This window comes from Kitasatospora sp. NBC_00458 (assembly GCF_036013975.1).
Lineage (GTDB): Bacteria > Actinomycetota > Actinomycetes > Streptomycetales > Streptomycetaceae > Kitasatospora.
In genome coordinates, this window is sequence record NZ_CP107904.1 from 6,323,701 (window position 1) to 6,347,979 (window position 24,279).

Here is a 24,279-nt window from a genome sequence, read left to right on the forward strand (position 1 = left end):
GCGAGGGGCGCACCCCGGAGCCCGTTCGGGCGCGCCGACACGCCGGTTTCTGCGGTTCACCCGAAAGAGTGACTGTCGAGGTGGCTGGCGCGTACCGGCCGGTGGCACCGGACGCCCCGCCCGGTGTCCGGTGGGCGGACATTAGACTCGACCGGTCGGCACCGACCGCGAAGGGGCGGGACGTGCCGCCGCACCGGGCAGCGACGCCCGTCGGACCCCCGCGGTCCGCGAACACTGAACGAGGAGGAACGGGTGGCCCTGCTGACCCGAATTCGGGGACCGCGCGATCTCGACCGGCTCACGCCCGGACAGCTGGCCACCCTGGCCCAGGAGATCCGGACCTTCCTGGTGACGGAGGTCTCCAAGACGGGCGGCCACCTCGGCCCCAACCTCGGCGTGGTGGAGCTGACCCTCGCGCTGCACCGGGTCTTCGACTCGCCGCGCGACCGCATCCTCTTCGACACCGGCCACCAGAGCTACGTCCACAAGCTGCTCACCGGCCGCCAGGACTTCTCGCAGCTGCGGACCAAGGGCGGCCTCTCCGGCTACCCGTCCCGCGCCGAGTCCGAGCACGACGTGATCGAGAACTCGCACGCCTCCACCGTGCTCTCCTACGCCGACGGCCTGGCCAAGGCCAACGAGCTGCTGGGCAAGCACGACCCGGTGGTGGCCGTGATCGGTGACGGCGCGCTCACCGGCGGCATGGCCTGGGAGGCGCTCAACAACATCGCCGACGCCAAGGACCGCCCGGTCGTCATCGTCGTCAACGACAACGAGCGCTCCTACTCGCCGACCATCGGCGGCCTGGCCAACCACCTCGCCACGCTGCGCACCACGCAGGGCTACGAGCGGTTCCTCTCCTGGGGCAAGGACGCGCTGCAGCGCACCCCGGTGGTCGGCCAGCAGCTCTTCGAGACCCTGCACGGCGCCAAGAAGGGCCTGAAGGACTTCATCGCCCCGCAGGGCATGTTCGAGGACCTCGGCCTCAAGTACATCGGCCCGATCGACGGCCACGACCTCACCGCCCTGGAGTCCGCGCTCACCAAGGCGCGCGGCTTCGGCGGCCCGGTGATCGTGCACTGCCTGACCGAGAAGGGCCGCGGCTACCACGCCGCCGAGAACAACGACGAGGACCGCTTCCACGCGGTCGGCGTGATCCACCCGGAGACCGGCCTGCCGATCAAGAGCGCGGGCAAGGACTGGACCTCGGTGTTCGCCGAGGAGATGGTGGCGCTCGGCCACGAGCGCGAGGACATCGTCGGCATCACCGCCGCGATGCTCCACCCGGTCGGCCTGGCCCCCTTCGCCCAGGCGTTCCCGGACCGCATCTTCGACGTCGGCATCGCCGAGCAGCACGCCGTCACCAGCGCCGCCGGCCTGGCCACCGGCGGCCTGCACCCGGTCTTCGCGGTGTACGCGACCTTCCTGAACCGCGCCTTCGACCAGGTGCTGATGGACGTCGCGCTGCACAGGCTCGGCGTCACCTTCGTACTGGACCGGGCGGGCGTCACCGGCACCGACGGGGCCTCGCACAACGGCATGTGGGACATGTCGATCCTCCAGGTGGTCCCGGGCCTGCGGCTCGCCGCGCCGCGCGACGCCGACCAGGTGCGCGCCCAGCTGCGCGAGGCGGTCGAGGTCAAGGACGCCCCGACCGTGGTCCGCTACTCCAAGGGCTCGGTCGGCCCCGCCGTGCCGGCGGTCGGCCGGGTGGGCGGCATGGACGTGCTGCGCGAGGCGGCGGCGGACGCCGGGGCGGCCGACGGCCGCCGCGCCGACGTGCTGGTCGTCTCGGTCGGCGCGCTGGCCCCGATGTGCCTGGAGGTGGCCGACCTGCTGGCCGCCCAGGGCATCACCGCCACCGTGGTGGACCCGCGCTGGGTGAAGCCGGTCGACCCGGCCCTGCCGGGCCTGGCCGCCGAGCACCGCGTGGTCGTCACGGTCGAGGACAACGGCCGGGTCGGCGGCGTCGGTGCGGCGGTCGCCCAGGCGCTGCGCGACGCGGGCGTGGACCTGCCGCTGCGCGACTTCGGCATCCCGCAGGAGTTCCTGGACCACGCCTCGCGGCCGGAGATCATGGCCGAGATCGGCCTCACCGCTCCGGACATCGCCCGGCAGGTGACCGCACTGGTCTCCAAGCTGGACGTGGCCACCGTCGAGGCCTGAGGGCTGCCGACCGGCCGGGCCGCGGGGCCCGGCCGCCGGCCCGTCCGGGCCGTCCGATTGCGACGGCCCGGCAACAGTTCGGCACGGATCGGGTACGCATCAGGCTGATAATCGCACCGAAAGGCGGGACCGGCGGTTCCGGCCCCGATCCCGCCCGGTAGGTTGTCATCCGTGCCGACCCCCACCCGAACCCGTCTGAACGCGCTCGTCGAGCGCCTGCCCTTGGGGGTACCCCCGGCCGAAGGCTGGGAGCGCGTCCGCACCGGCTACTGGACCCGGCTGGTGCCGCTGCTGGCCCTGGTCGCGCTCGCCACCCACATCCCGTCCTTCGTCCGGCCGGTCTGGAGCCCCGACGAGGGCTTCCTGGCCACCCAGGCCCGGATGCTCGCCGACGGCGGGGTCCTGTACGACACCGTGGTCGACCGCAAGCCGCCGCTGCTGCCCTGGCTCTACCAGGCCTCCTTCGCGGTCTTCGGCTCCGCCTCGCTCTGGCCGCTGCGCACCCTGGCGGTCGGCGCCCACCTGGTCACCGCGATCCTGCTGGCCTCGATCGCCCGCGGCCGCTGGGGCAACCGGGCCGGCGCCGGCGCGGGCCTGCTCTACCTGCTGGTCTCCATCGGGCTCTCCCCGGAGGACACCCAGGCGGCGACCTTCGAGGTCTTCATGCTGCCCGCGATGGTGGCCGCCTTCCGGTACGCCGAGCGGCGGCGCTGGCTGGCGGCGGGCATCGCGGTGGCGCTCTGCTCGCTGACCAAGCAGACCGGCGGCGCGGTGCTGCTGGTGGTGCTCTGGATGCTCTTCCAGGACGCCCGCCGGCGCGGGGTCCGCTGGCCGCCCGCGCTGTTCAAGATCGGCTTCGGCTTCACGCTGCCGATAGCGCTGGTCGCGGTCATCCTCACCAAGCCCAAGGGCTTCCTCTTCTGGGTGGTCACCGGCAGCGGCGACTACGCCTCGGCCGGCGGCGCCTGGCTGCAGATGGTCGGCCGGGCGCTCGGCAACTCGGCGATCCTGCTCGGGGCCGGGCTCGGCTTCCTGCTGCCGGTCGGCCGCCGGCTCTGGCTGAAGTACCGCCACCGCCCGCTGCCCGTGGCCGGGGAGGAGCACGGCTCCACCACCGACCTCTGGGTCTGGCTGCTCTCCTCGGTGGTCGCGGTCAGCGTGGGCTTCCACTTCTTCGGCCACTACTACCTGCAGCTGATGCCCCCGCTGGTGCTGCTGGGCACCGGCGCGGTCGCCACCTCCGCGGTCCGCTGGAAGCCGGTCCTGGTGTACACCACGGCCGCCGCCACGGTCTTCTGGGGCCTGGCCCTCGCCTGGCCGGGGGAGCGGCTCGACCGCACCACCGAGGTCGCCACGGCGGTCGCCGCGCAGACCACGCCGAAGGACACCGTGCTGGTCTGGGGCATGCACCCGGAGCTGTACTGGCTGGCCGACCGCAAGCCCGCCACCAGGTACCTGACCGCCGGCTTCCTGACCAACTACAGCGGCGGCAAGGACAGCAGCCCCAACGTCGGCGAGCAGTTCTCGGTGGACAACGCCTGGCGGACCTTCGACCAGGAGATCGCCAAGGGCCTGCCCGAGGTCGTGGTGGACGACTCCGGCCTCGCGCCGTACCAGCCCGGCATGATCCCGAAGATCGAGGCCCTACTGGACACCCACTACGAGATGGTCGGCGTCTTCGCCGACACCGTGGTCTACCGCCTCAAGCGCTGACCCCTCCCCGGACCGCCCGTACGGGCCCCTGCGCCCCCGCCCGGTCCGCGCGGGGCCCCGGAGGCCCCGGCCCGGTCCGGGGCTGGTCCTGCACCCGCCAGGGCGCCGTCGCGGGCCCCTCGACGGCGCCGCCCCTCGACGCCGCCGCCCGCCCCTCGGGCAGCGCCCGCCCCTCGGCAGCCGGCCGCCCGGAACGGGAACGCGAAAGAGCCCCGGTGACCGACACATCGGTCACCGGGGCTCCGCCGTTCACTCCTAGGCGGGCACGGAGGCCAGGCCCGGGGCGAGGAAGCGCTTGCCGTTCACCCGCTCCGAGACGCCCTCACGGTCCAGGTACGGGGTGATCCCGCCCAGGTGGAAGGGCCAGCCGGCGCCGGTGATCATGCAGAGGTCGATGTCCTGCGCCTCGGCGACGACACCCTCCTCCAGCATGAGGCCGATCTCCTGCGCGACGGCCTCCAGCGAGCGGGCGAGCACCTGCTCCTCGGTCAGCACGGTGTCGCCGAAGGAGAGCAGCTCCAGCACCTCGGGGTCGAGGACCTGCTTGCCGTCGACCCAGGTGTAGAAGCCGCGCTTGCCGGCCTTGACCACCTTGCCGAGGTTCTCGGAGACGGTGAACCGCTCCGGGAAGGCCCCGTGCAGGGTCTCCGAGACGTGCAGCGCGATGGCCGGGCCGACCAGCTCCAGCAGCACGATCGGGGACATCGGCAGGCCGAGCGGCTCGACGCCCTTCTCGACGGTGGCGATCGGGGTGCCCTCGTCGATGATGTTCTGGATCTCGCCCATGAAGCGGGTCAGGATCCGGTTGACCACGAACGCCGGGGCGTCCTTGACCAGCACCGAGGTCTTCTTCAGCTTCTTCGAGACGCCGAAGGCGGTGGCCAGCGAGGCGTCGTCGGTCTGCTCGCCGCGGACGATCTCCAGCAGCGGCAGGATCGCGACCGGGTTGAAGAAGTGGAAGCCGACGACCCGCTCGGGGTGCTTCAGCTTCGAGGCCATCTCGGTGACCGAGAGGGAGGAGGTGTTGGTCGCCAGCACGCAGGTCGGCGAGACCACGTTCTCCAGGTCCGCGAAGACGGTCTGCTTGACGCCCATCTCCTCGAACACGGCCTCGATCACGAAGTCCGCGTCGCCGAACCCGGCGGCCTTGTCGAGCGAGCCGGTGACCAGGCCCTTGAGGCGGTTGGCCTTGTCGTTGCCGATCCGGCCCTTGCCGAGCAGCTTGTCGATCTCGGCGTGGACGTAGCCCACGCCCTTGTCGATGCGCTCCTGGTCGATGTCGGTGAGGACCACCGGCACCTCCAGACGGCGGGCGAACAGCAGCGCCAGCTGCGAGGCCATCAGACCGGCGCCGACGACGCCGACCTTGGTGACCGGGCGGGCCAGCGACTTGTCCGGCGCGCCGACCGGGCGCTTGGCCCGGCGCTGCACCAGGTTGAAGGCGTAGATGCCGCTGCGCAGCTCGCCGCCCATGATGAGGTCGGCCAGGGCCGCGTCCTCGGCGTCGAAACCGGCCTGCAGGTCCTGGTCCTTGACCTGGGAGATGATGTCCAGCGCCCGGTAGGCGGCCGGGGCCGCGCCGTGCACCTTGGCGTCGGCGACCAGACGGCCCCAGGCGACGGCGTCGTCCCAGGCCTTGCCGCGGTCGATCGCCTCGCGCTCGACGGCCACGTCGCCCTTGAGGACGCGGGCCGCCCAGAACAGCGACTGCTCCAGGAAGTCGGCCGGCTCGAAGATCGCGTCGGCGATCCCCAGCTCGAACACGTCCTTGCCCTTGAGCTGCCTGTTCTGCGCCATCGAGTTCTCGATGATGACCTTGACGGCCTTCGCCGGGCCGATCAGGTTCGGCAGGATGGTGCAGCCGCCCCAGCCGGGGACGAGGCCGAGGAAGACCTCGGGCAGCGAGAACGCCGGGACGCCCGCGGACACCGTGCGGTAGTCGCAGTGCAGGCCGACCTCGACGCCGCCGCCCATCGCCGCGCCGTTGTAGAACGCGAAGGTGGGGACGGGCAGCGCGGCGATCCGCTTGAAGACCTCGTGGCCGCCCTTGCCGATGGCCAGCGCGTCCGCGTGCTCCTTGAGCAGCTCGACGCCCTTGAGGTCGGCGCCGACCGCGAAGATGAACGGCTTGCCGGTGATCGCGGCACCGACGATGGTGCCCGCGGCGGCCTCCGCCTCGACCTGGTCCAGCGCCTCGGCCAGCTTGAGCAGCGAGCCCGGGCCGAAGGTGGTCGGCTTGGTGTGGTCGAAGCCGTTGTCGAGGGTGATCAGGGCCAGCCGGCCGGCCTGCAGCGGCAGGTCCAGGTGGCGGACGTGCGCGGTGGTGACGACCTCGCCGGGGAAGAGCTCGGCGCCGCGGGTCAGCAGCTCAGTCGTGGTGCTCATGGTCACTTACCACCCTCGAAGTGCGGGTTCTCCCAGATGACGGTGCCGCCCATGCCGAAGCCGATGCACATCGTGGTGAGGCCGTAGCGGACGTCCGGGCGCTGCTCGAAGCGGCGGGCCAGCTGGTTCATCAGGCGCACGCCGGAGGAGGCCAGCGGGTGGCCGAAGGCGATCGCGCCGCCGAACGGGTTGACCCGCTCGTCGTCGTCGGCGATGCCGTAGTGGTCCAGGAAGGCCAGCACCTGGACGGCGAAGGCCTCGTTGACCTCGAAGGCCTGGATGTCGTCGATCGTCAGGCCGGCCTTGGCCAGCGCCTTCTCGGTGGCCGGCACCGGGCCGATGCCCATCACCTCGGGCTCGACGCCCGCGAAGGCGTACGAGACCAGGCGCATCTTGACCGGCAGGCCCAGCTCCTCGGCCACGTCCTCGGCGGCCAGCAGCGAGGCGGTGGCGCCGTCGTTCAGACCGGCCGAGTTGCCCGCGGTGATGTTGCCGTGCGGGCGGAACGGGGTCTTCAGACCGGCCAGCGACTCCATCGTGGTGCCCGGGCGCAGCGGCTCGTCCACGGTGGCCAGGCCCCAGCCGGTCTCGCCGACCTCGGGGTTGGTGTTGCGGATCGAGATCGGCACCAGGTCGGGCTGGATGTCACCGTTGGCGTACGCCTTGGCGGCCTTCTCCTGCGAGCGCACCGCGTACGCGTCGCAGCGCTCCTTGGTGATGTGCGGGAACCGGTCGTGCAGGTTCTCCGCGGTCATGCCCATGAACAGGGCGGACTCGTCGACGAGCTTCTCGGAGACGAAGCGCGGGTTCGGGTCGACGCCCTCGCCCATGGGGTGACGGCCCATGTGCTCGACGCCGCCGGCGACGACCACGTCGTACGCGCCGAAGGCGATGCCGCCGGCGGTCGCGGTGACGGCGGTCAGCGCGCCGGCACACATGCGGTCGATCGAGTAGCCGGGGACGGACTTCGGCAGGCCGGACAGCAGCGCGGCGGTGCGGCCGATGGTCAGACCCTGGTCGCCGATCTGCGTGGTGGCCGCGATGGCGACCTCGTCGATGCGCTCGACGGGCAGGCTCGGGTTCCGGCGAACGAGCTCCCGGATGCACTTGACGACGAGGTCGTCGGCGCGCGTCTCGTGGTAGATGCCCTTCGGGCCGGCCTTGCCGAACGGGGTGCGGACGCCATCGACGAAGACGACGTCCCTCGCGGTACGAGGCACGGGGGCTTCTCCTCCCAGGGACCAACAGGTTGAGGTGGGCAGGCTGCCGCCGTCCGTCGCACGAGGGGACGTGAGCGGCGCCGCTTCACCCGCCATGCTACCCGTCGGTAACCAACCTGCCCAGGCCCGACGGGTGCATCTCCCCGTGTGTCCCCCGACACGTGTCCTCGCCCGCTCGCCTCAAGGAGCCTCGGGGTGGGGCGGTCGCTCCGGTCCGGGGACGCCGAAGGGGATGCCGTCCCGGTGGGCGGCATCCCCTTTCGTGTGGTCCGGCGGTCCGTGCCCGCTCAGTCCTGCTGTGCGGCGGCGGCCTCCGCGAAGGCGTTGGCCAGGGCGGGGGCCACCAGGTCCACCTGCCACTGGCGGGCGCCCAGGCGGCGCAGCGCGGCGGCCACCTCGGTGGCGCCCGCGCCGGCCGGCGGCTCCCAGGCGACCCGGCGGACCAGGTCCGGGGTGATCAGGTTCTCGGCCGGCAGGTTGTGCGCCTCGGCGAGCTCCGTGACGGCGGCCCGCGCTCCGGTCAGCCGGGCGGCGGCGACCGGGTCCTTCTCGGCCCAGGCGCGCGGCGGCGGCGGGCCGTCGTGCGGTGCGGCGGCCGGCGGCAGCTGGTTCTCCGGGACCTCGCGGCCCCGCTGGACGGCGGCCAGCCACTGCTCCAGCTGGCGCCGGTGCACGCGCGGTCCGAAGCCCTGGACCGCCTGGAGCGCGGCGATGTTCAGCGGCATGGCCAGCGCGGCGTTGACGATCGCGGCGTCCGAGAGCACCCGCCCCGGCGAGACGTCCCGCTCCTGCGCCATCCGGTCCCGGGCGAGCCAGAGCTCGCGCACCACGACGAGCTGGCGCCGCCGCCGCACCTTGTGCAGCTGCGAGGTGCGGCGCCACGGGTCGGTCCGCGGGGCGGGTCGGGGTGCGGCGGCGATCGCGGCGAACTCCTCCAGGGCCCAGTCGAGCTTGCCCTGGGCGTCCAGCTCCCGTTCGAGTGCGTCGCGCAGCTCGACCAGCACCTCGACGTCCAGAGCGGCGTAGCGCAGCCAGGGCTCGGGCAGCGGGCGGGTGGACCAGTCGACCGCGGAGTGCTCCTTGGCCAGGCTCAGGCCGAGCACGCTCTCGGTCATCGGTCCGAGTCCGACCCGGGCGAAGCCGGCGATGCGCCCGGCCAGCTCGGTGTCGAACAGTCGCCGGGGTCTCATGCCGACCTCGGCCAGACAGGGCAGGTCCTGGGTGGCGGCGTGCACCACCCATTCGGTGTCGGCGAGGGCTTCGCCGAGTCCGCTCAGGTCGGGGCAGGCGATCGGGTCGATCAGCGCGGTACCGGCGCCCGCGCGGCGCAGCTGGATGAGGTACGCCCGTTGGCCGTAGCGGTAGCCGGAGGCTCGCTCGGCGTCGACGGCGACCGGTCCGGTTCCCCCGGCGAAGGCGGCGACGGTGGCGGCCAGCGCCCGTTCGTCCGCCACGACCGGAGGGATCCCCTCCTTCGGTTCGAGGAGCGGGACCGGGGCTGCTTCTTCTGGGATGGCTGCTACGGCGTCGGTCACCTACCAAGGGTACGACGGTCCCCGCAGCCGGGAGTGTTGTCGGACTGGTCAGACCGCTTCGAGGCCCGGTTCGCCCGATCTTCGTCCCGATCTTCGTCCCGTCCTTGGTCCGGTCCCGGGGCGGTGCACGGCTCCGCCCCCGGGGGAGTCACCCCCGGGGGCGGAGACGGCGGGCGCGTGCCCGCCGGAGCCGTGGAGCGCGCGCGTCCCGAGCCAGGGCGCGCGCACCGCCGCGAGCCGTCCGGTGCCGGACCGGCGGAACCGGACGGCACCTGCCCGCCCCGTCGACCCCGGAACGGAGCGTCCCGGAGGCGAGCGGGCGACAACACAGAAACGTTCCTCCAGGCCGCCGCGGCGGTCCACCAGGGTCAGTGGATGATGCCGGTCCGCAGTGCGACCGCGACCATCCCGGCCCGGTCGCCGGTGCCCAGCTTGCGGGCGATGCGGGCGAGGTGGCTCTTCACGGTGAGCGCGGAGAGGCCCATCGCGACGCCGATGGCCTTGTTCGACTGGCCCTCGGCGACCAGCCGCAGCACCTCGACCTCGCGGCCGGAGAGCTCGCGGTAGGCGGCCTGCTGGGCCCCCGGCGCACCGGGGGCGCCGGGAGCGCCGCCGGGGGCACCCGCCGCGCCGGGCATGCCCGGCATGCCGGGGCGCCGCATCCGGCCGGCCAGGCCGCCGGCGCCGAGCGGGAGGCCGGGGCGGCCCGGCATGGCGACGTTGGTGCGGGTACCGGTGACGACGTAGCCCTTCACGCCGCCGGCCAGTGCGCTGCGGACGGCGCCGATGTCGTCGGCGGCGGAGAGGGCGAGCCCGTTGGGCCAGCCCGCCGCGCGGGTCTCGGCCAGGATGGTGAGTCCGGAGCCGTCGGGGAGGTGGACGTCGGCGACGCAGATGTCGCGGGGGGTGGAGACCCTGGGGCGGGCCTCGGCGATCGAGGACACCTCGATCACGTCCCGGACGCCGAGCGCCCAGAGGTGGCGGGTGACGGTGTTTCGGACGCGGGGATCGGCGATGACCACCATGGCGGTGGGCTTGGTCGGCCGGTAGGCGACCACGTTTGCGGGGTGCTCAAGAAGGACCGACACCAGGCCTCCTGCGGGGAGTGGCGGACGGAACCCCGAGGGGGCGGTCGGAGTGTTCCGCGTTCGGAAAGGGTCACAGTCTGCTTCGGCATCATCCGTGCCCGGCTTTAGCGAAAGATCACGATCTAGTGAGTAACAATACGGACAAATCGCGCATGTGACTGATACGACCTGCCTGGAATTCGCACAAAATCGATCAGATCGATCGCATAGCAGACGGCTTCGACCGATTTGTTGACGCAGAGCCGGTCCGAAGTCACACTCCGTCAGCCCTGGGGGTGGTGCGGGGCGCGGCGGAGCCGCTCACCCCGGGACGCCACTCGTCAGTGCGAGCGCGGGCGCCGTCGCGCGGGCATCGGGACCACTCCACCGAGTGACGCGACGTCGGCCGGTGACTGCGGGGCCGGGGCGGCGGGCGGCAGACCGGCGCCGATGCAGAGCAGGTCCCCCCAGGCCGCGAGGTGCCGCTCGAAGCGGCCGTCGGCCGGTGTCCAGGACGCCCGGATCTCGATCTCGGTGCTGGACTCGCGGTCCGACAGCCCGCCGAAGTACTGCGAGGCGCACCGGGTCACCGTGCCCGACGGCTCCGCGTACCCGGCGCCGTGCGCCTGCAGTGCGTCGAGCAGCCAGGCCCAGCCGACCTCGGAGAGCATCGGGTCGCCGGCCATCTCGGGTTCCAGCTCGGCCCGGGTCATGGTGACCACCCGGAAGTCCCCGTTCCAGGCCTCCTGGCCGGCCGGGTCGTGCAGCAGCACCAGCCGGCCGTCGGAGAGCTCCTCGCCGTCGACCTCGACGGCGGCGGTCACGGCGAACGCGAACGGTGCGAGCCGGCGCGGGGCCGGCGCGGGGGAGAGGACGACCTCGGGGCGGAGCCGCGCTCCGGAGAACGCCTCCACGGCAGCCCGGAACTCGCTCGGCGCCGTCTCCCGACCCGTTCCGCCACCTGCTCCGCCACCCTGTGCGGGGTGCCCTCCGACCGCTGCCATGACCCGAAGACTAGGTCGAAAACCCGAGTAATCGCCGCAACTTCTTTCCGCGCGGCGCGCCGGGAGGGCAATCCGGCCAGATCTTGGAGGAACCGACGAGCCCGGGCGAGGGGCGCGGTCCGGGGCCCGTGCGAAGATTTGGGGCGTGAGCGAGACAACGGCAGACACCACGGCGGCCGCCCAGGCAGGCACCGCCCCCGGCCAGCAGCCCCCCGCGCGCCGCGGCGCCGCGTACGACTCCGCGTTCCTGCGGGCCTGCCGGCACGAGCCGGTACCGCACACCCCGGTGTGGTTCATGCGCCAGGCAGGCCGCTCGCTGCCCGAGTACCTGAAGGTCCGCGAGGGCATCCCCATGCTGGAGTCCTGCATGCGGCCCGAGCTGGTCAAGGAGATCACCCTCCAGCCGGTGCGCCGGCACAAGGTGGACGCGGCGATCTTCTTCAGCGACATCGTGGTGCCGCTCAAGGCGGTCGGCATCGACGTCGACATCAAGCCCGGCATCGGACCGGTCATCGCCGACCCGATCCGCACCTTCGAGGACCTCAAGCGGCTGCGCCCGCTGGAGCCCGACGACGTCCCCTACATCACCGAGGCGATCGGCCTGCTCGTCGACGAGCTGGGCTCCACCCCGCTGATCGGCTTCGCCGGCGCCCCCTACACGCTGGCCAGCTACCTGGTCGAGGGCGGTCCGTCCAAGAACCACGAGAACACCAAGGCCATGATGTACGGCGAGCCCGAGCTGTGGGCCGCCTTGGTCGACCGGCTGGCCGACATCACCTCGGCCTTCCTCAAGGTGCAGATCGAGGCCGGGGCCTCCGCGGTCCAGCTCTTCGACTCCTGGGTCGGCTCGCTCGCCCCGGACGACTACCGCCGCTCGGTCATGCCGGCCAGCACCAAGGTCTTCGACGCCGTCGCCGGCTACGGCGTGCCGCGGATCCACTTCGGCGTCGGCACCGGCGAGCTGCTCGGCCTGATGGGCCAGGCCGGCGCGGACGTGGTCGGCGTCGACTGGCGGGTGCCGCTGAACGTCGCCGCCGAGCGGGTCGGCCCCGGCAAGGGCCTGCAGGGCAACCTCGACCCGGCCGTGCTGTTCGCGCCCACCAGGGCCGTCGAGACCAAGGCCCGCGAGGTGCTGCACGCCGCCCAGGCGCTCGGCTCCAGCGGCCACATCTTCAACCTCGGCCACGGCGTGCTGCCCAGCATGGACCCGGACGCGCTCAGCCGCCTCGTCGCCTTCGTCCACGAGGCCAGCGCCCGCTGACGCCCGTGCGGTACGGCGGCGGGCCCTCCACGCGGGGGCCCGCCGCCGTACCGGCCGTTCCCGGGCCGCGCTACTCCTCCTCGCCCGCCGCGGGGACCGCCGGACGCTCCGTGGGTGCGGCCGGCACCTTCGGGCCCCCGGCCGGACTCCCGGCCGGACCGCTGACGGGGACGGCGGGCTCCGCGGACTGCTCCTCCGGGGCGTCCGGGGCCGCTGGGGCGTCCGGGGCCTGAGCGGCCCGCGCCGCCACCGCCCGCCGCCGTCGCAGCACCCAGAGCACCAGCGCCACCGGCCCGGCCACCAGCAGGAACGGCACCGCCGCGGCGATCGCGACCGCGATCCCGCGCACGATCGCGGCCAGCACGCCCCAGCCGCCGCCCAGCGCGGAGCCGACCGAGTCCCAGAAGCCGTCTTCGTCGTCGTCCGCGTCGGGCTCGTCCGGGGCGGGAGTGTCCGCCTTCTGCCGCACGTCCAGCGTGATGGTGGACAGCGAGGTCTTCGCCGACAGCTCCTTCAGCTGCTTCTGCAGCGACTCCAGGTCCGCCTCGCGGCGGCTCAGCTCGCCCTCCAGACTGGTGATCTCGCCCAGCGTCTTCGCCTGCGCCATCAGCGCCCGGACCCGGTCCACGCTCGCCTGCTGGGTCTGCACCCGGCTGCCGACGTCCGCGACCTGCTGGGTCAGGTCGTCCGCCTGGCTGCGGCGGGAGAGCACCTCGCCCAGCCCGGCCAGCTGGTCCAGCGTCTGCTGGAACGCCGCCGACGGCACCTTCACCGTCAGCTGCCCGTTCTGCGGACCGGGCGGATCCATGTCGACCGGGCGCTTTCCGCCGCCCCCGCCGCCGGGCTGCGCGCCGTAGCCGCTCACCGTCTCGCTCGCCACGTAGCCGCCGGCGCCGGTCGCCAGCTCGCGGGCCCTCGCGAGCGCGGTGTCCGTCTTCGCCACCCGTACCGACAGCTGCGCGCTGTACGCGATCTGCCGCGTGTCCACCACCGGCACCGCGGCGGGCTTCCCGGCGCCCGCCTCGCCGCCCGTCCCGGTGCCCGCCTCCGGAGCCGCCTTCGGCGCGGCGGAGGGCGCGACGCCCGCCACCTCCGGTGCGGCCGGTGCGGGCGCCGCGGCCGCGTCACCCGCCGCGGCCGCGGCCGTGCCCGCCCTGGCGCTCATGTCGCCCTTGCCCTCGGACGCGCTGCACCCGCCCGCCACGACCGCCGCCACGGCCACCGCCGCCAGCGCCGCCGCTCCCCGTCGTCCTCGTTCCACGATCGAGTCCTCCCCGCGTCCACAGTTCCGGCGCCGTTTCCTTCCGGCACTCGCACCATTCGACGGGAGCGGGCCCGGATCGGACCCGCTCCGGAGGTCGCAGCTCGATCACGGCTCGGCTGCGGAGCGGACAAGGCGTCAGACCGCCTCCACCACGATCCCCGCCCGCCGCAGCAGTGCCGCCGTCACCCCGTCACCCGGCCGCAGCGTCCCGCCGAACGTCCCGTCGTAGACCTGCCCGCAGCCGCAGGACGGGCTGCGGGCCGTCAGCAGCGCCCGGCGCGCGCCGCCCGCCTCGGCGGCGGCCAGCGCCGCCCGCGCCCCCGCCACGAACTCCGCGGTGCGGTCGGCGCCGGTCGCGTCCACCACCCGGGCCCGCCCGTCCAGCACGTCCGCGCCGTCGCCGCCGACGATCTCGGCCGGGGGCCGTGGCGTCGGCAGCCCGCCGGCCCCTCCGGGCAGACCACCACGGCCCGCCCCGCCCCGACCGCCCCGACCGCCCCGACCGCCGCCTCCGCCGTCTTCGCCCGCCCGTCGTACCGGCACGGCACACCGGTCAGACAGGCGCTCACCAGGATCGGTTCCATGCCGGCGAGCCTAGGGGGAGGTCCGGGGGCTTCGAAGTCGCTACCGTGGAGCCATGAGTGAGTTGCCGGACTGGATGTACGCACCCCGCCTGGAGGGGTGGCTCGCCGATGACCTCGACCATCTCCCGGAAGCGCCGCGGCACACCGAACTGATCGACGGAGCACTGGTCTTCATGATGTCCCCGCAGCGTTCCTGGCACAGTCGTGCGGTCTCGGCGCTGATCGCCGTCCTGGAGGACCTCGCACCTGACGACTTCCTGGCCGAGCGGGAGATGGCGATCAAGCTGAACCGGCGCAATCGCCCGGAGCCGGACCTGGTCGTCGCGACGACCGAGTACGACCCCGACCGGACGTGGTTCGCGCCGACGGACGTCGCACTCGTCATCGAGGTCGTCTCGCCGGAGTCGGCCGACCGCGACCGGATGGTCAAGCTGCGCAAGTACGCCGAGGCCGGGATCCCCCACTACTGGGTGATCGAGGAGGAGGACGGACTGCCGGTGGCGTACGTCTACGAGATCGACCCCAACCTGTCGGCCTACTCGCCCGCCGGGATCTTCCGGGGACGGCTTCGGCGGCCGGTGCCGTTCCCGGTCGACATCGACCTCGACGCGCTCGTCCCGGCGCCCAAGGCCTCGAAGGCTTCCAAGGCCTCGAAGGCTTCCAAGGCTTCCAAGGCTTCCAAGGCGTCCGAGGCCTCGAAGGGGCGGAAGCGGGCGGATTGAGGCAAAGGTGTAAAGACCTGCAAGACTGCGAGGCATGTCGCAAGCACATGTCGTCGTGATCGGCGGCGGGATCGCGGGGCTGACCGCGGCCGCCGTGCTCAGCGGGGCCGCCGGCGGAGCGGCCCGGGCGCGGGTGACGCTGCTGGAGGCGTCGGAGCGGCTGGGCGGGAAGCTGTGGGGCGGCGAGGTCGGCGGGATCCGGGTGGACCTCGGGGCCGAGTCGATGCTGGCCCGGCGGCCGGAGGCGGTCGAGCTGGCCCGCGCCGTCGGACTGGGCGGCGAACTGGAGCCGCCGACCACCGCCAAGGCCGCGATCTGGACCAGGGGCGCGCTGCGGCCGCTGCCCGGCGGACAGGTGATGGGCGTCCCCGGGGACCTCGCCGCACTGGAGGCCTCCGGCGTGCTGAGCGCCGAGGGCCTGGAACGGGCCCGGCACGAGGGCCCCGCCGAGGCGGTCACGGACGACGTCGCGATCGGGCGGTACGTCGCCGACCGGCTCGGCCGCGAGGTGGTGGACCGGCTGGTCGAACCGCTCCTCGGCGGCGTCTACGCCGGGCGCGCCGACGAGATCTCGCTGCGGGCCGCCGTCCCCGCACTGCTGCCGGTCGCCCGTGGCGGCGGCTCGCTGGTCGACGGCGTCCACGCACTGGCCACCCGCCCGCAGACCGCCGGGACACCCGTCTTCCAGGGCCTGCGCGGCGGTCTCGGCACCCTGCCGACCGCGGTCGCCGCGGCCTGCGCCGGGGCCGGCGTCGAACTGCGCACCCGCACCGCCGTCACCGGGCTGCACCGCACCCCGGACGGCTGGCGGGTGCTGACCGGCGAGGGCGGGGAGCTGCGCGCGACCGCCGTCGTGCTGGCCGTGCCCGCGCCCGCCGCCGCCCGCCTGCTGCGCGCCGACGCGCCGGCCGCCGCCGCCGAGCTGGACGCCGTCGAGTACGCGGGGATGGCGCTGGTCACCCTGGCGTTCCGGCGCTCCGACCTGCCGGAGCCGCCGTCCGGCAGCGGCTTCCTGGTGCCGCCGGTGGACGGGCGCCGGATCAAGGCGTCGACGTTCTCCTCCAACAAGTGGGGCTGGCTGGAGCGTTCCGCCCCGGACGCGTTCGTGCTGCGCACCTCGCTGGGCCGGCTGCGCGAGGAGGAGCCGCTGGAGCTGCCGGACGGGGAACTGGTCGCCCGTTCGCTGGCCGACCTGGGCGAGGCGATCGGCCTGACCGCCCGCCCGTACGACACCGCCGTCACCCGCTGGCGGGCCGGACTGCCGCAGTACCCGGTCGGCCACCTGGACCGGGTGGCCCGGATCCGGGCGGCCGCGGACCGGGTGGGCGCGCTGGCGCTGTGCGGCGCCGCGTACGACGGGGTGGGCATCCCGGCGTGCATCGCGAGCGCCCGGACGGCCGTCGCGGGGCTCGACGGAGTGCTGACCCCGCCGACCGGGGAGAACGTCACGGAGAGGACAATGAGCGCATGACTGAGACCGTTGAGCAGCAGCCGGAGAAGAAGAAGGCACGGGACCTGAACCAGGTCATCCGCTACACCATGTGGTCGGTGTTCAAGCTCAAGGGCGCACTGCCCGAGGACCGCGCCGCGCTGGCCGCGGAGGTCGACGAGCTGTTCGCCCAGCTCGACGCCAAGGACGTCACGGTGCGCGGCACCTACGACGTCTCCGGTCTCCGCGCGGACGCCGACATCCTGGTCTGGTGGCACGCCGCCGACTCCGACGACCTGCAGGAGGCGTACAACCGCTTCCGCCGCACCGGCCTCGGCCGGGAGCTGGAGCCGGTCTGGTCGAACATGGCGCTGCACCGCCCGGCCGAGTTCAACAAGTCGCACATCCCGGCGTTCCTCGCCGACGAGCGCCCGCGCGACTACGTCTGCGTGTACCCGTTCGTCCGCTCCTACGAGTGGTACCTGCTGCCGGACGCCGAGCGGCGCGCGATGCTCGCCGAGCACGGCCAGATGGCGCGCGGCTACCCGGACGTGCGGGCCAACACGGTCGCCTCGTTCGCGCTGGGCGACTACGAGTGGCTGCTCGCCTTCGAGGCGGACGAGCTGCACCGGATCGTGGACCTGATGCGCGACCTGCGCCCGTCCCGGGCCCGGCTGCACGTCCGCGAGGAGGTGCCGTTCTTCACCGGCCGCCGCAAGCCGGTCAGCGAGCTGCTCAACGGCCTCGTCTGAGGAACGCGCGGCCCCGGCCGCGGGATGCCGGTCTCCGGGGACGCGCCCCGGCGGCCGGCATCCGCCGTTCCGCGGCCCGCTCCCGGGCCGTTCCCGGTGCGCTCGGTCGCGGCTCGGCTCGGTGGCGGCTCGGTCGCAGCTCGGTCGCGGCTCAGTGGCGGCGGAGGGCGGCGCGGAGGCGGGCGTCGGGGAGGGCGTCGGTGCCGTTCATGGCGACGGCGGTGAACAGCTCGCGCTCGTCGTCGTCGGTCAGGCCGTGCTGGCGCGGCGGACGGACCTCGCGGAGCACCTCCTGCCCGATCGGCGAGGCCCAGCCGGTGTACGGGTGGACGTCGACCCGGGCCATCAGCAGGGTGCCGGTGGTGAGGACCACCGGCAGCGAGAACCAGGCCAGCGGCGCCAGTGCGTCACCGTTCGCCAGGACGCTCGTGGCCAGTGCGGCGGCCAGCAGCACCAGGGACAGCAGCAGCGCCTGCCGGACCTGCCGGATCACCAGGACGGTGTGCCGCTGGACGGCCGCCGGGGTGGCCAGACCGGCCAGTGAGAGCCGGCTGCCGATCTCCATCACGGTCGGGTGCGCGGCCATCGCCTCGCGCAGCTCACCGGTGCGGCACTGGCCCTCGGGACCGACGGTGGCGAGCACCGCGCGCTCCAGCCGGCTGCGCCCGCGCGGGTCGACGACCGTGGTCCAGCCGGTGTGGGCGAGGTGCAGCCGCCCCCGGGAGGCCATCAGGACGAGGGCCAGCTCCACCACCCGGTCCGGGCCGCCGGCCAGGTAGGCCGTCTCGTAGAGCCCGATCCCGACCGCCTCAGGAGGCCGCGGCCCCTCCTGCCCGGCCAGTGCGTCGGCGGTCGCGGTCATCCGGACGAGCCGGATGCAGGACAGGACCGCAGCGACGCAGGCCGGGAGCAGGAAGAGCAACCACATGGGCTTGTTGTAGACCCGTCGCCGTCGCGGGTGGAACGCATTCCCGGACCGCGATACCGAACTGTGACGTCCGGGACGGGCCGGGATCAGGAGCCGCAGCCGCCTCCGCCGCAGCTGGAACCGCAGCTGGAGGACGAGGAGGAGCCGCAGGAGGAGCCGGAGGAGGAGCTGCAGCTCGACGAGGAGGACGACCCGCAGCCGCTGCTGCCGCCGCACCCCGAACCGGACGACCCGGAGTCGGAGGAGGAGCCGCACCAGGTGGCCGCGGTGCCGCAGGAGGAGCCGGACGACGAGGACGAGGACGAGCCGCTGCCCCCGGCGTACGCACCGGCCCGGACGGCCTGGTCGGCCTGGTCGGCCGCCGCCGAGGCGAGCATCGCCTCCCGGAGTTCCTCGTCGGCCAGGCCGGCGGCGGCCAGGCCGCCGAGCGCGATGGCGCCGAGCAGCGCGGCGTCGGCGGCGCGCAGGGCCGGACGGTCGGCGGGCTTCCACGGCTTGCCGGTGTCCATCAGGAGGAGCTGGCGGCGCCCGGCGGGCGTGATCCGGCCCTTGAGCGGCCAGGTGACCAGCACCGAGAGCAGGCCGAACGCGAGCAGGACCAGCGGGAGCCAGAGCGCCGGGCGGTCGTAGCCGGGCTCGTCGGAGTCCAGCAGGTAGGCGGCGGCGGTGAAGGCCACCACGTCCAGCAGGGCGATCCAGAGCAGCCGGCGGGCCAGCTTGGCGCGGCGCAGCCGGGCGGGGTCGCGCAGCAGGCCGCGCCCGGCCAGCCGGTCGCCGATCTCCTGCACGGCGGCGGAGCGCATGACCGTGCCGCGCAGCGTGCGGAGTTCGCCGCTGCGGGCCGGGCCGGCCGCCTCGACGACGGCCTGGTCGACGGCGTCGTACGCCTGGGTGCCGGTGATGGTGACGAGGCCGGCGCGGTTGACGACGGCCCGGCCGTCCTGGTGCATCCGGACGAGCGCGGTGTCGAAGACCCGGCCGGGGCCGCCGGAGAGGAAGGCGGTGTCCAGCAGCGGCAGGCCGCGACCGGGCAGGCCCTTGGGGAAGGGCACGCGCTTGGCGGCCTGCTTGGCCTGAGCGGCGTAGAGCACGGCGCCGATCAGCAGCAGGGTGGGGACGATGAAGTAGGTGTTGTGCCACATGGGCGGATTCCCCCGGGGACGGTGAGCGTGGTGCCGCTCGTTCGGGTGCGCGGGACCTGCTGGTCCGGCGCGGGGTCTCGGGTGCGCGGCGTCCGGCACCCGGTGCGTGAAGGGTGGTTCGTGAGGTCCGGCGGGCGGGGCCCGGTCCGGGTGCCTGGTCCGCTGCGCGGCGTCCGGCTGCCCGGTGTGCGGCTCTGCGTCCGGTCCGTGCGTCCGGTCTCTGCGTCCGGTGTCGGTGTCCGGTGTCGGTCGTGGGCCGCCCGGGTCAGGCCCGGCGGCTCGGGCGCAGGGCGTGGCGCAGGCGGGTGAGCGGGCCGGGCGTTCGTTCGGGGGCCGGGTGGAGCCACTGTTCCAGGGCTCCGCGTTGTCCGGCGTCGAGCGGACGGGCGGCCGTCGTTCCGGCTCCGGGAGTGCTCCCGGCCCCGGCGGCGCCGTCCGGTCCGCCGTCCGGTCCGGCGAGGGGTTCGGCGAGCGCCCACGCGGCGAAGGCGCGGGCGTCGGCGCGGTAGCCGCCGGTCTGCGGGTGCCGGCGGGCGTAGGAGAGGAAGAGCGGTCCGTACTGCGGCCCGAGCAGGCGCGGCAGGGCGGGGGCCACCTTGGCCGCGGTGTCCCGCCGCTTGGCGGCCAGTGCGGCGGACTGGGACCGGACCTGGGCCGGGTCGAAACCGGGCGGCACCGGGCCGCCGGCGACCAGGGCGGTGAGCAGCGCGGTCTGCCGGGCGGCCAGCCGGGCCCGGGCCTCGTCGGTGGCGGTCACCGCTGCACACCGCCGTCCAGCACCCGCCGGATGGCGTCGAGTTCGGCGGCCAGTTCGGCGGGCGGCGGGAAGGCGGCGTCGCGCTCCAGCAGCACGCCGGGCGGTGCGACCCGGGCGCAGAGCTCGGCCAGCACCTCCAGCACCGGCTCGGTGACCGGGTGGGCGTGGGTGTCGTGCCAGACGCCGTCGACCATGGTGCCGCCCGCGACGTGCACGTAGGCGAGCGCCTCCAACGGCAGGCGGTCCAGTTCGGCGGCCGGGTCGATGCCGAGGTTGACCCGGTTGGTGTGCAGGTTGGCGACGTCGATCAGCAGCCGGACGCCGGTCCGTTCGACCAGCTCGGCGAGGAACTGGCCCTCGGTGAGTTCGTCGTCCGGCCAGGCCAGCTGGGCGGCGATGTTCTCCAGTGCCAGCGGGACGGGGAGCTGGTCCTGGGCGATCCGGACGTTCTCGGCGATGACGGCCAGGGCGTCGCGCGAGCGCGGCACCGGCAGCAGGTGTCCGGCCTCCAGGCCGCCGGCCCGGACGAACGCGAGGTGCTCGGTGACCACCGGGGAGCCGAGCGCGCCGGCGGTCTCGGCGAGCCTGGCGAGCCGGGCCGGGTCGGGCCGGTCGGCGCCGCCGAGGCCGAGCGAGACGCCGTGCGGGACGACCGTCAGGCCGCGGGCGAGGAGGACGGTCAGGGACTCGGGCAGGTGGCCGGCGCAGACGTTCTCGGCGACGACCTCGACCCAGTCCAGGCCGGGCTGCCGCTCCACGACGGTGTCGATCTCGCTGCGCCAGCCGAGGCCGACGCCGAGCCGGCCGGAGGTGCGGGGCGCGGTGGCGGCGGCGACCGCGGTGGCGGTGGCGACCGCGGTGGTGTCGGCCGGGCCGGTCGTCCCGGCGGTTCCCGTCGTCGTTGCGGGCGCTCGCAGTGCAGGAGAGGTCATCGGTGCGCCCCCTTCTGAGGGCTGGGTGGGAAGCCGTCGGTCGGCGCGGGCCTCGTCGCCAGGGCCGCCGGGCTGTGCTGCTGAGGATGTCCCCAGGTGGTGCGGCTGCCAAGCCTCACCCGGTCATCTCAGAGCATTATTTGAGCTTGGCGGTGCGCCGATGACGGACTCTAACCCCCTCCGCCGCGCCTCTTCGCAGGTGGGGGCCGTTTCGGGGCCTCCGGACCCGGAGAATAATCGGCTGCGGGCGGGTGGCCGGACCGCTAGCGTGACGCACCTATGACAACGCTGACTATTCGTGACTTCCGCACCGACGACGCCGAGGCTGTCGCCGCCGCCCACCGCGCCGGGCGCGACCATCTGGTGATGACCGCCGAGGCCTTCACCTGGCAGGGCGAGCACCAGGGCGAGGGCGCGCACTTCCGCACCTTCGTCGCCGAGCTGGACGGCCGCGTGGTCGGCTCGGTCCGCTGCGCGGTGGTCACGGGTACGACCACGAAGGGCATCGGCTACGCCAACGGCAGCGTGCTGCCCGAGTACCGGCGGCGCGGGGCCTTCACCGGCCTGCTGGCCGCGGCCGAGCGGCACCTGGCCGAGCACGGCGTGGTCGAGGTGCACAGCTGGGTGGACGAGACCGCGGAGTCGCGCGCCTTCGCCGAGGCCCGCGGCTTCACCGAGGGCCGGCTGGCCCACTTCGCCGGCCGCGACCTGGCGCTGCCGCTGCCCGAGGCGCCGCCGCTGCCGGCCGGTGTCGAGCTGCGCCCGGCGAGCGAGTGGCAGGCCGACCCGTACCCGATCTTCGTGGTCGAGGCGGACGCCATCCGGGACGAGCCGGGCGAGGTCGAGATGGACGCCTCCGACTTCGAGGAGTTCCGGAACGGCGACTGGATCCACCCGGACCACGACCACGAGCTGACCATCGTGGCCGTGGTCGACGGCGAGGCCGCCGCCTTCAGTGCGGCGCACACGGACGGCGCGGACCGGTACTGGTCGGCCTTCACCGCCTGCCGCCGGGAGTTCCGGGGCCGGGGGCTGAGCAAGCTGGCCAAGCTGGAGTCGCTGCGCCGGGCCCGCGCCGCCGGACTGCGCCGGGCGTACACCTCCAACGACGCGACCAACGCGCCGATGCTGGCGATCAACGCCTGGCTGGGCTACGAGCAGTGCGCCAGCGAGCGGAAGTTCACCAAGAAGCTGGGCTGAGCCGCCCGCAGGTCGCCACCTGTCGCCTGCCGCTTGCCGCCTGTCGTCCGCCGATCGGCGGTGGGCGGGCGGCAGGCGGCGGCCGAAGGCCGGGCGGGGTGCGATCGGCCCCACCCGAACGGGTGAATTCGGCGCACTTCGAACTCCTGGCGCCGGGTGGACTGCAGTGTCGGGAGTTTCCGGTGTTCTACGGGGCATCACCTCAGCGTGGACAGTTCGTGCCCGAGTCGTCCGCGCTAGGGGTGCCATGGAGATCCTGCTGCAGGTCCTGGTCGGCTTCTTCCCGGCCGTGATCGGCTTTCTCGCCGCCCGTTCGCTCGCCCGTACCCGCCTCTTCCTCCGCTACGGCTTCCTGCGCGCGCTGCTCGCGCCGTACGGCCGGGTGCAGATCGTCACCCCCAGCATCGAGGTGGCGGAGTTCGCGTACGCCAAGGACGGCTGCCGACTCACCAGCCGGGGGCCGAAGAACGTGCTCTTCATGCCGATGGCCGAGGCCCGGGCGATCGCCGAACTCACCGATCTGCTGCGGAAGATCAACCGGAAGGCGACCATCGAGCTGGTCACCGCCGGTGCCCAGGACCCGCGGATGCCGACCTTCTCGATCGGCGGTCCGGACGTCAACGCCTACTCGGCCACCGTGCTCGCCGGCGACTTCCCGGACTTCCGGCTCGAACACCCCAGGGCGGCCCGGGCCCGCTGGGGCGGCATGGCCTTCGAGGCGCAGTACAACGCCGCCGACGAGCTGGTCCGCGACCACGGCTTCGTCTTCGTCACCAGCACCTCCCGGCACGCCCCCTGCGTCGTGCTCTGCGGCGTCTTCGCCTTCGGCTCCGCGATGGCCGTCGAAGCCCTGACCGCCGCCGGCCGGCAGTCGCCGCTGGCGGCGCTCTTCCGTTCGGGGGAGAAAGGATTCGCCGCCGTCGAGGGCCGGGTGATCGGTCTCGACACCGTCGACGTGACCGTGGAGGTCTGCCGCTTCCTCCCGGCGGCCTGAGGCACCGACGGGTACCGGGAACCGGCCGGATCCCGGTCCGTGGGACGCAGAGGTCCAGACCTCGATCGGTGCAAGGGGGGAGGAAACCGGACAGGGCGGGATGCTCCGTGACAGGAATTGTCTTGAAATGCAGGGGCCTTGCTCCACTCCAGTCACATCATCGGCATAATCGCGCCCATGACGATCAACCGTGCGAACGTGAGCGCGATCGCCGATGACCTGTACGTCTGGCTTCCGCCGAAGCGCGGATGGGGGCTCGCCAACTGCGGGCTGCTGGTCTCGCCGCGGACGGCGCTCTGGATCGACACGCCCTACGACCCCTCGCTCGCCGCCGAGTTCCTCGCCGAGAGCCGCGCGCGGCTGACCGCCGGGACCACCGTCGACCGGGTGATCGTCACGCACGCCAACGGCGACCACCTCTGGGGCGCCGGAGTGCTCCCCGACGCGGAGGTCATCGCCACCCGCGAGGCGCTGGAGCACATCCACTACGAGCCGACGCCCAAGCAGCAGCACGCGCTGGTCGCGGGCAGCGACCCGGACTCGCTGCTCGGCGGCTACCTCCAGCGCCACTTCGGGCAGTTCGACTGGTCGCAGACCGAGCCCGTCCGGCCGGACACCGTCTTCCACGGCGAGCTGGAGCTGCGGGTGGGGGACTACCCGGTCCTGGTCACCGGGCTGCCGGCCGCGCACACCGGGGGCGACCTGATCGTCCACCTCCCGCACCAGCGGGCGGTGTTCACCGGCGACGTGATATTCGGCTCGACCGCCGAACAGCCCGGCGACCACCCCTCGCACTGGTCCGGGCCGCTGGAGAACGTCATCGCCGCCTGCGAGCGCATCCTCGCCACCGGCGCCGAGGTCTTCGTCCCCGGCCACGGCCCGGTGCTCGACCGGGCCGGCGTCCGGGAGCACATCGCCTACCTCGGCTACCTGCGCGAGCGCGCGCACGCCCTGCACGCCGCCGGGATCCCCGCGCTGGACGCGGCCCGCCGGATCATCGCCGAGCAGCGCTACCCCGAACTCGGCCTGCCCGAGCGGCTGGTGCTCACCATCGGCGCCGAGTACCGGCACCTGGACGGCACCGAGGTGCCGAACGTCCTGGAGGCCATGAGCCAGGTGGCCCTGGTGGCACGCGAGTTGGACGAGGACACTGATCGGCGCAGGCCGCGGAACGGGACGGGCGGCGCACCCGCCCGGGGCTGAGCCACCAAGGACACCCACCCG

General features: G+C 73.8%; 17 protein-coding genes and 2 pseudogenes. 9 read left to right on the top strand and 10 right to left on the bottom strand.

Going from position 1 to position 24,279, the window contains the following annotated elements; translation table 11 throughout:
- Nucleotides 1-252 precede the first annotated feature (252 nt).
- Nucleotides 253-2,166, top strand: coding sequence for a 1-deoxy-D-xylulose-5-phosphate synthase (gene dxs / locus OG550_RS26420; RefSeq protein ID WP_327681601.1), 1,914 nt, complete (start codon nucleotides 253-255; stop codon nucleotides 2,164-2,166).
- A gap of 171 nt (nucleotides 2,167-2,337) precedes the next feature.
- The gene (locus OG550_RS26425; RefSeq protein WP_327681603.1) at nucleotides 2,338-3,879 is read left to right on the top strand and encodes an ArnT family glycosyltransferase; all 1,542 of its coding nucleotides are present in this window, start codon (nucleotides 2,338-2,340) and stop codon (nucleotides 3,877-3,879) included.
- 255 nt (nucleotides 3,880-4,134) lie between these two features.
- Here OG550_RS26425 and OG550_RS26430 read toward each other — a convergent pair whose 3' ends face one another.
- The 5 genes from OG550_RS26430 to OG550_RS26450 form a co-directional block, all read right to left on the bottom strand.
- Complete coding sequence (locus OG550_RS26430; protein ID WP_327681604.1) at nucleotides 4,135-6,264, bottom strand: 3-hydroxyacyl-CoA dehydrogenase NAD-binding domain-containing protein; 2,130 nt, start codon at nucleotides 6,262-6,264, stop codon at nucleotides 4,135-4,137.
- 2 nt (nucleotides 6,265-6,266) lie between these two features.
- On the bottom strand, nucleotides 6,267-7,484 hold the full coding sequence (locus OG550_RS26435) for a thiolase family protein (protein ID WP_327681606.1): 1,218 nt from the start codon (nucleotides 7,482-7,484) through the stop codon (nucleotides 6,267-6,269).
- A gap of 287 nt (nucleotides 7,485-7,771) precedes the next feature.
- Complete coding sequence (locus tag OG550_RS26440) at nucleotides 7,772-9,019, bottom strand: HRDC domain-containing protein (RefSeq protein WP_327681607.1); 1,248 nt, start codon at nucleotides 9,017-9,019, stop codon at nucleotides 7,772-7,774.
- Nucleotides 9,020-9,387: 368 nt separating this feature from the next.
- On the bottom strand, nucleotides 9,388-10,107 hold the full coding sequence (locus tag OG550_RS26445) for a response regulator transcription factor (protein ID WP_327681609.1): 720 nt from the start codon (nucleotides 10,105-10,107) through the stop codon (nucleotides 9,388-9,390).
- A gap of 320 nt (nucleotides 10,108-10,427) precedes the next feature.
- Nucleotides 10,428-11,090 (bottom strand): DUF3000 domain-containing protein, encoded by a 663-nt coding sequence (locus OG550_RS26450; protein WP_327681610.1) that lies wholly within the window; start codon nucleotides 11,088-11,090, stop codon nucleotides 10,428-10,430.
- Between the two features lie 247 nt (nucleotides 11,091-11,337).
- Here OG550_RS26450 and hemE point away from each other — a divergent pair, with 247 nt between their 5' ends.
- Nucleotides 11,338-12,351 (top strand): uroporphyrinogen decarboxylase, encoded by a 1,014-nt coding sequence (gene hemE / locus OG550_RS26455; protein ID WP_327684148.1) that lies wholly within the window; start codon nucleotides 11,338-11,340, stop codon nucleotides 12,349-12,351.
- A gap of 70 nt (nucleotides 12,352-12,421) precedes the next feature.
- Here hemE and OG550_RS26460 read toward each other — a convergent pair whose 3' ends face one another.
- Both OG550_RS26460 and OG550_RS26465 read right to left on the bottom strand, forming a co-directional pair.
- The gene (locus OG550_RS26460; protein ID WP_327681612.1) at nucleotides 12,422-13,612 is read right to left on the bottom strand and encodes a DUF4349 domain-containing protein; all 1,191 of its coding nucleotides are present in this window, start codon (nucleotides 13,610-13,612) and stop codon (nucleotides 12,422-12,424) included.
- Nucleotides 13,613-13,750: 138 nt separating this feature from the next.
- Nucleotides 13,751-14,199 (bottom strand): annotated as a pseudogene (locus tag OG550_RS26465) (DUF523 domain-containing protein).
- Nucleotides 14,200-14,252: 53 nt separating this feature from the next.
- Here OG550_RS26465 and OG550_RS26470 point away from each other — a divergent pair.
- From OG550_RS26470 to hemQ, 3 genes are read left to right on the top strand one after another with little or no spacing between them, the layout of a single operon-like run.
- The gene (locus OG550_RS26470) at nucleotides 14,253-14,921 is read left to right on the top strand and encodes a Uma2 family endonuclease (protein WP_327681614.1); all 669 of its coding nucleotides are present in this window, start codon (nucleotides 14,253-14,255) and stop codon (nucleotides 14,919-14,921) included.
- A 34-nt stretch (nucleotides 14,922-14,955) separates the two neighbouring features.
- The gene (hemG, locus tag OG550_RS26475) at nucleotides 14,956-16,392 is read left to right on the top strand and encodes a protoporphyrinogen oxidase (protein ID WP_327681615.1); all 1,437 of its coding nucleotides are present in this window, start codon (nucleotides 14,956-14,958) and stop codon (nucleotides 16,390-16,392) included.
- Nucleotides 16,389-17,102, top strand: a complete 714-nt coding sequence (gene hemQ / locus OG550_RS26480) for a hydrogen peroxide-dependent heme synthase (RefSeq protein WP_327681617.1) — start codon at nucleotides 16,389-16,391, stop codon at nucleotides 17,100-17,102. The genes hemG and hemQ overlap by 4 nt, the downstream gene beginning before the upstream one ends.
- Before the next feature lie 151 nt (nucleotides 17,103-17,253).
- Here the strand turns inward: hemQ and OG550_RS26485 are convergent, their stop codons facing one another.
- The 3 genes and pseudogenes from OG550_RS26485 to OG550_RS26495 all read right to left on the bottom strand — a co-directional run bounded on the left by OG550_RS26485 (nucleotide 17,254) and on the right by OG550_RS26495 (nucleotide 20,699).
- Nucleotides 17,254-18,030, bottom strand: coding sequence for a TIGR04222 domain-containing membrane protein (locus tag OG550_RS26485; RefSeq protein ID WP_327681619.1), 777 nt, complete (start codon nucleotides 18,028-18,030; stop codon nucleotides 17,254-17,256).
- A gap of 86 nt (nucleotides 18,031-18,116) precedes the next feature.
- Complete coding sequence (locus OG550_RS26490; RefSeq protein ID WP_327681621.1) at nucleotides 18,117-19,172, bottom strand: TIGR04222 domain-containing membrane protein; 1,056 nt, start codon at nucleotides 19,170-19,172, stop codon at nucleotides 18,117-18,119.
- Between the two features lie 265 nt (nucleotides 19,173-19,437).
- A pseudogene (locus OG550_RS26495) lies at nucleotides 19,438-20,699 on the bottom strand (DUF692 domain-containing protein).
- A gap of 441 nt (nucleotides 20,700-21,140) precedes the next feature.
- Here OG550_RS26495 and OG550_RS26500 point away from each other — a divergent pair.
- From OG550_RS26500 to OG550_RS26510, 3 genes are all read left to right on the top strand, one after another.
- A complete protein-coding gene (locus OG550_RS26500; protein ID WP_327681623.1) occupies nucleotides 21,141-22,061 on the top strand; it encodes a GNAT family N-acetyltransferase in 921 nt (306 codons plus the stop codon).
- Nucleotides 22,062-22,308: 247 nt separating this feature from the next.
- On the top strand, nucleotides 22,309-23,055 hold the full coding sequence (locus OG550_RS26505; protein WP_327681625.1) for a hypothetical protein: 747 nt from the start codon (nucleotides 22,309-22,311) through the stop codon (nucleotides 23,053-23,055).
- Between the two features lie 177 nt (nucleotides 23,056-23,232).
- On the top strand, nucleotides 23,233-24,258 hold the full coding sequence (locus tag OG550_RS26510) for an MBL fold metallo-hydrolase (RefSeq protein WP_327681627.1): 1,026 nt from the start codon (nucleotides 23,233-23,235) through the stop codon (nucleotides 24,256-24,258).
- Nucleotides 24,259-24,279 lie beyond the last annotated feature (21 nt).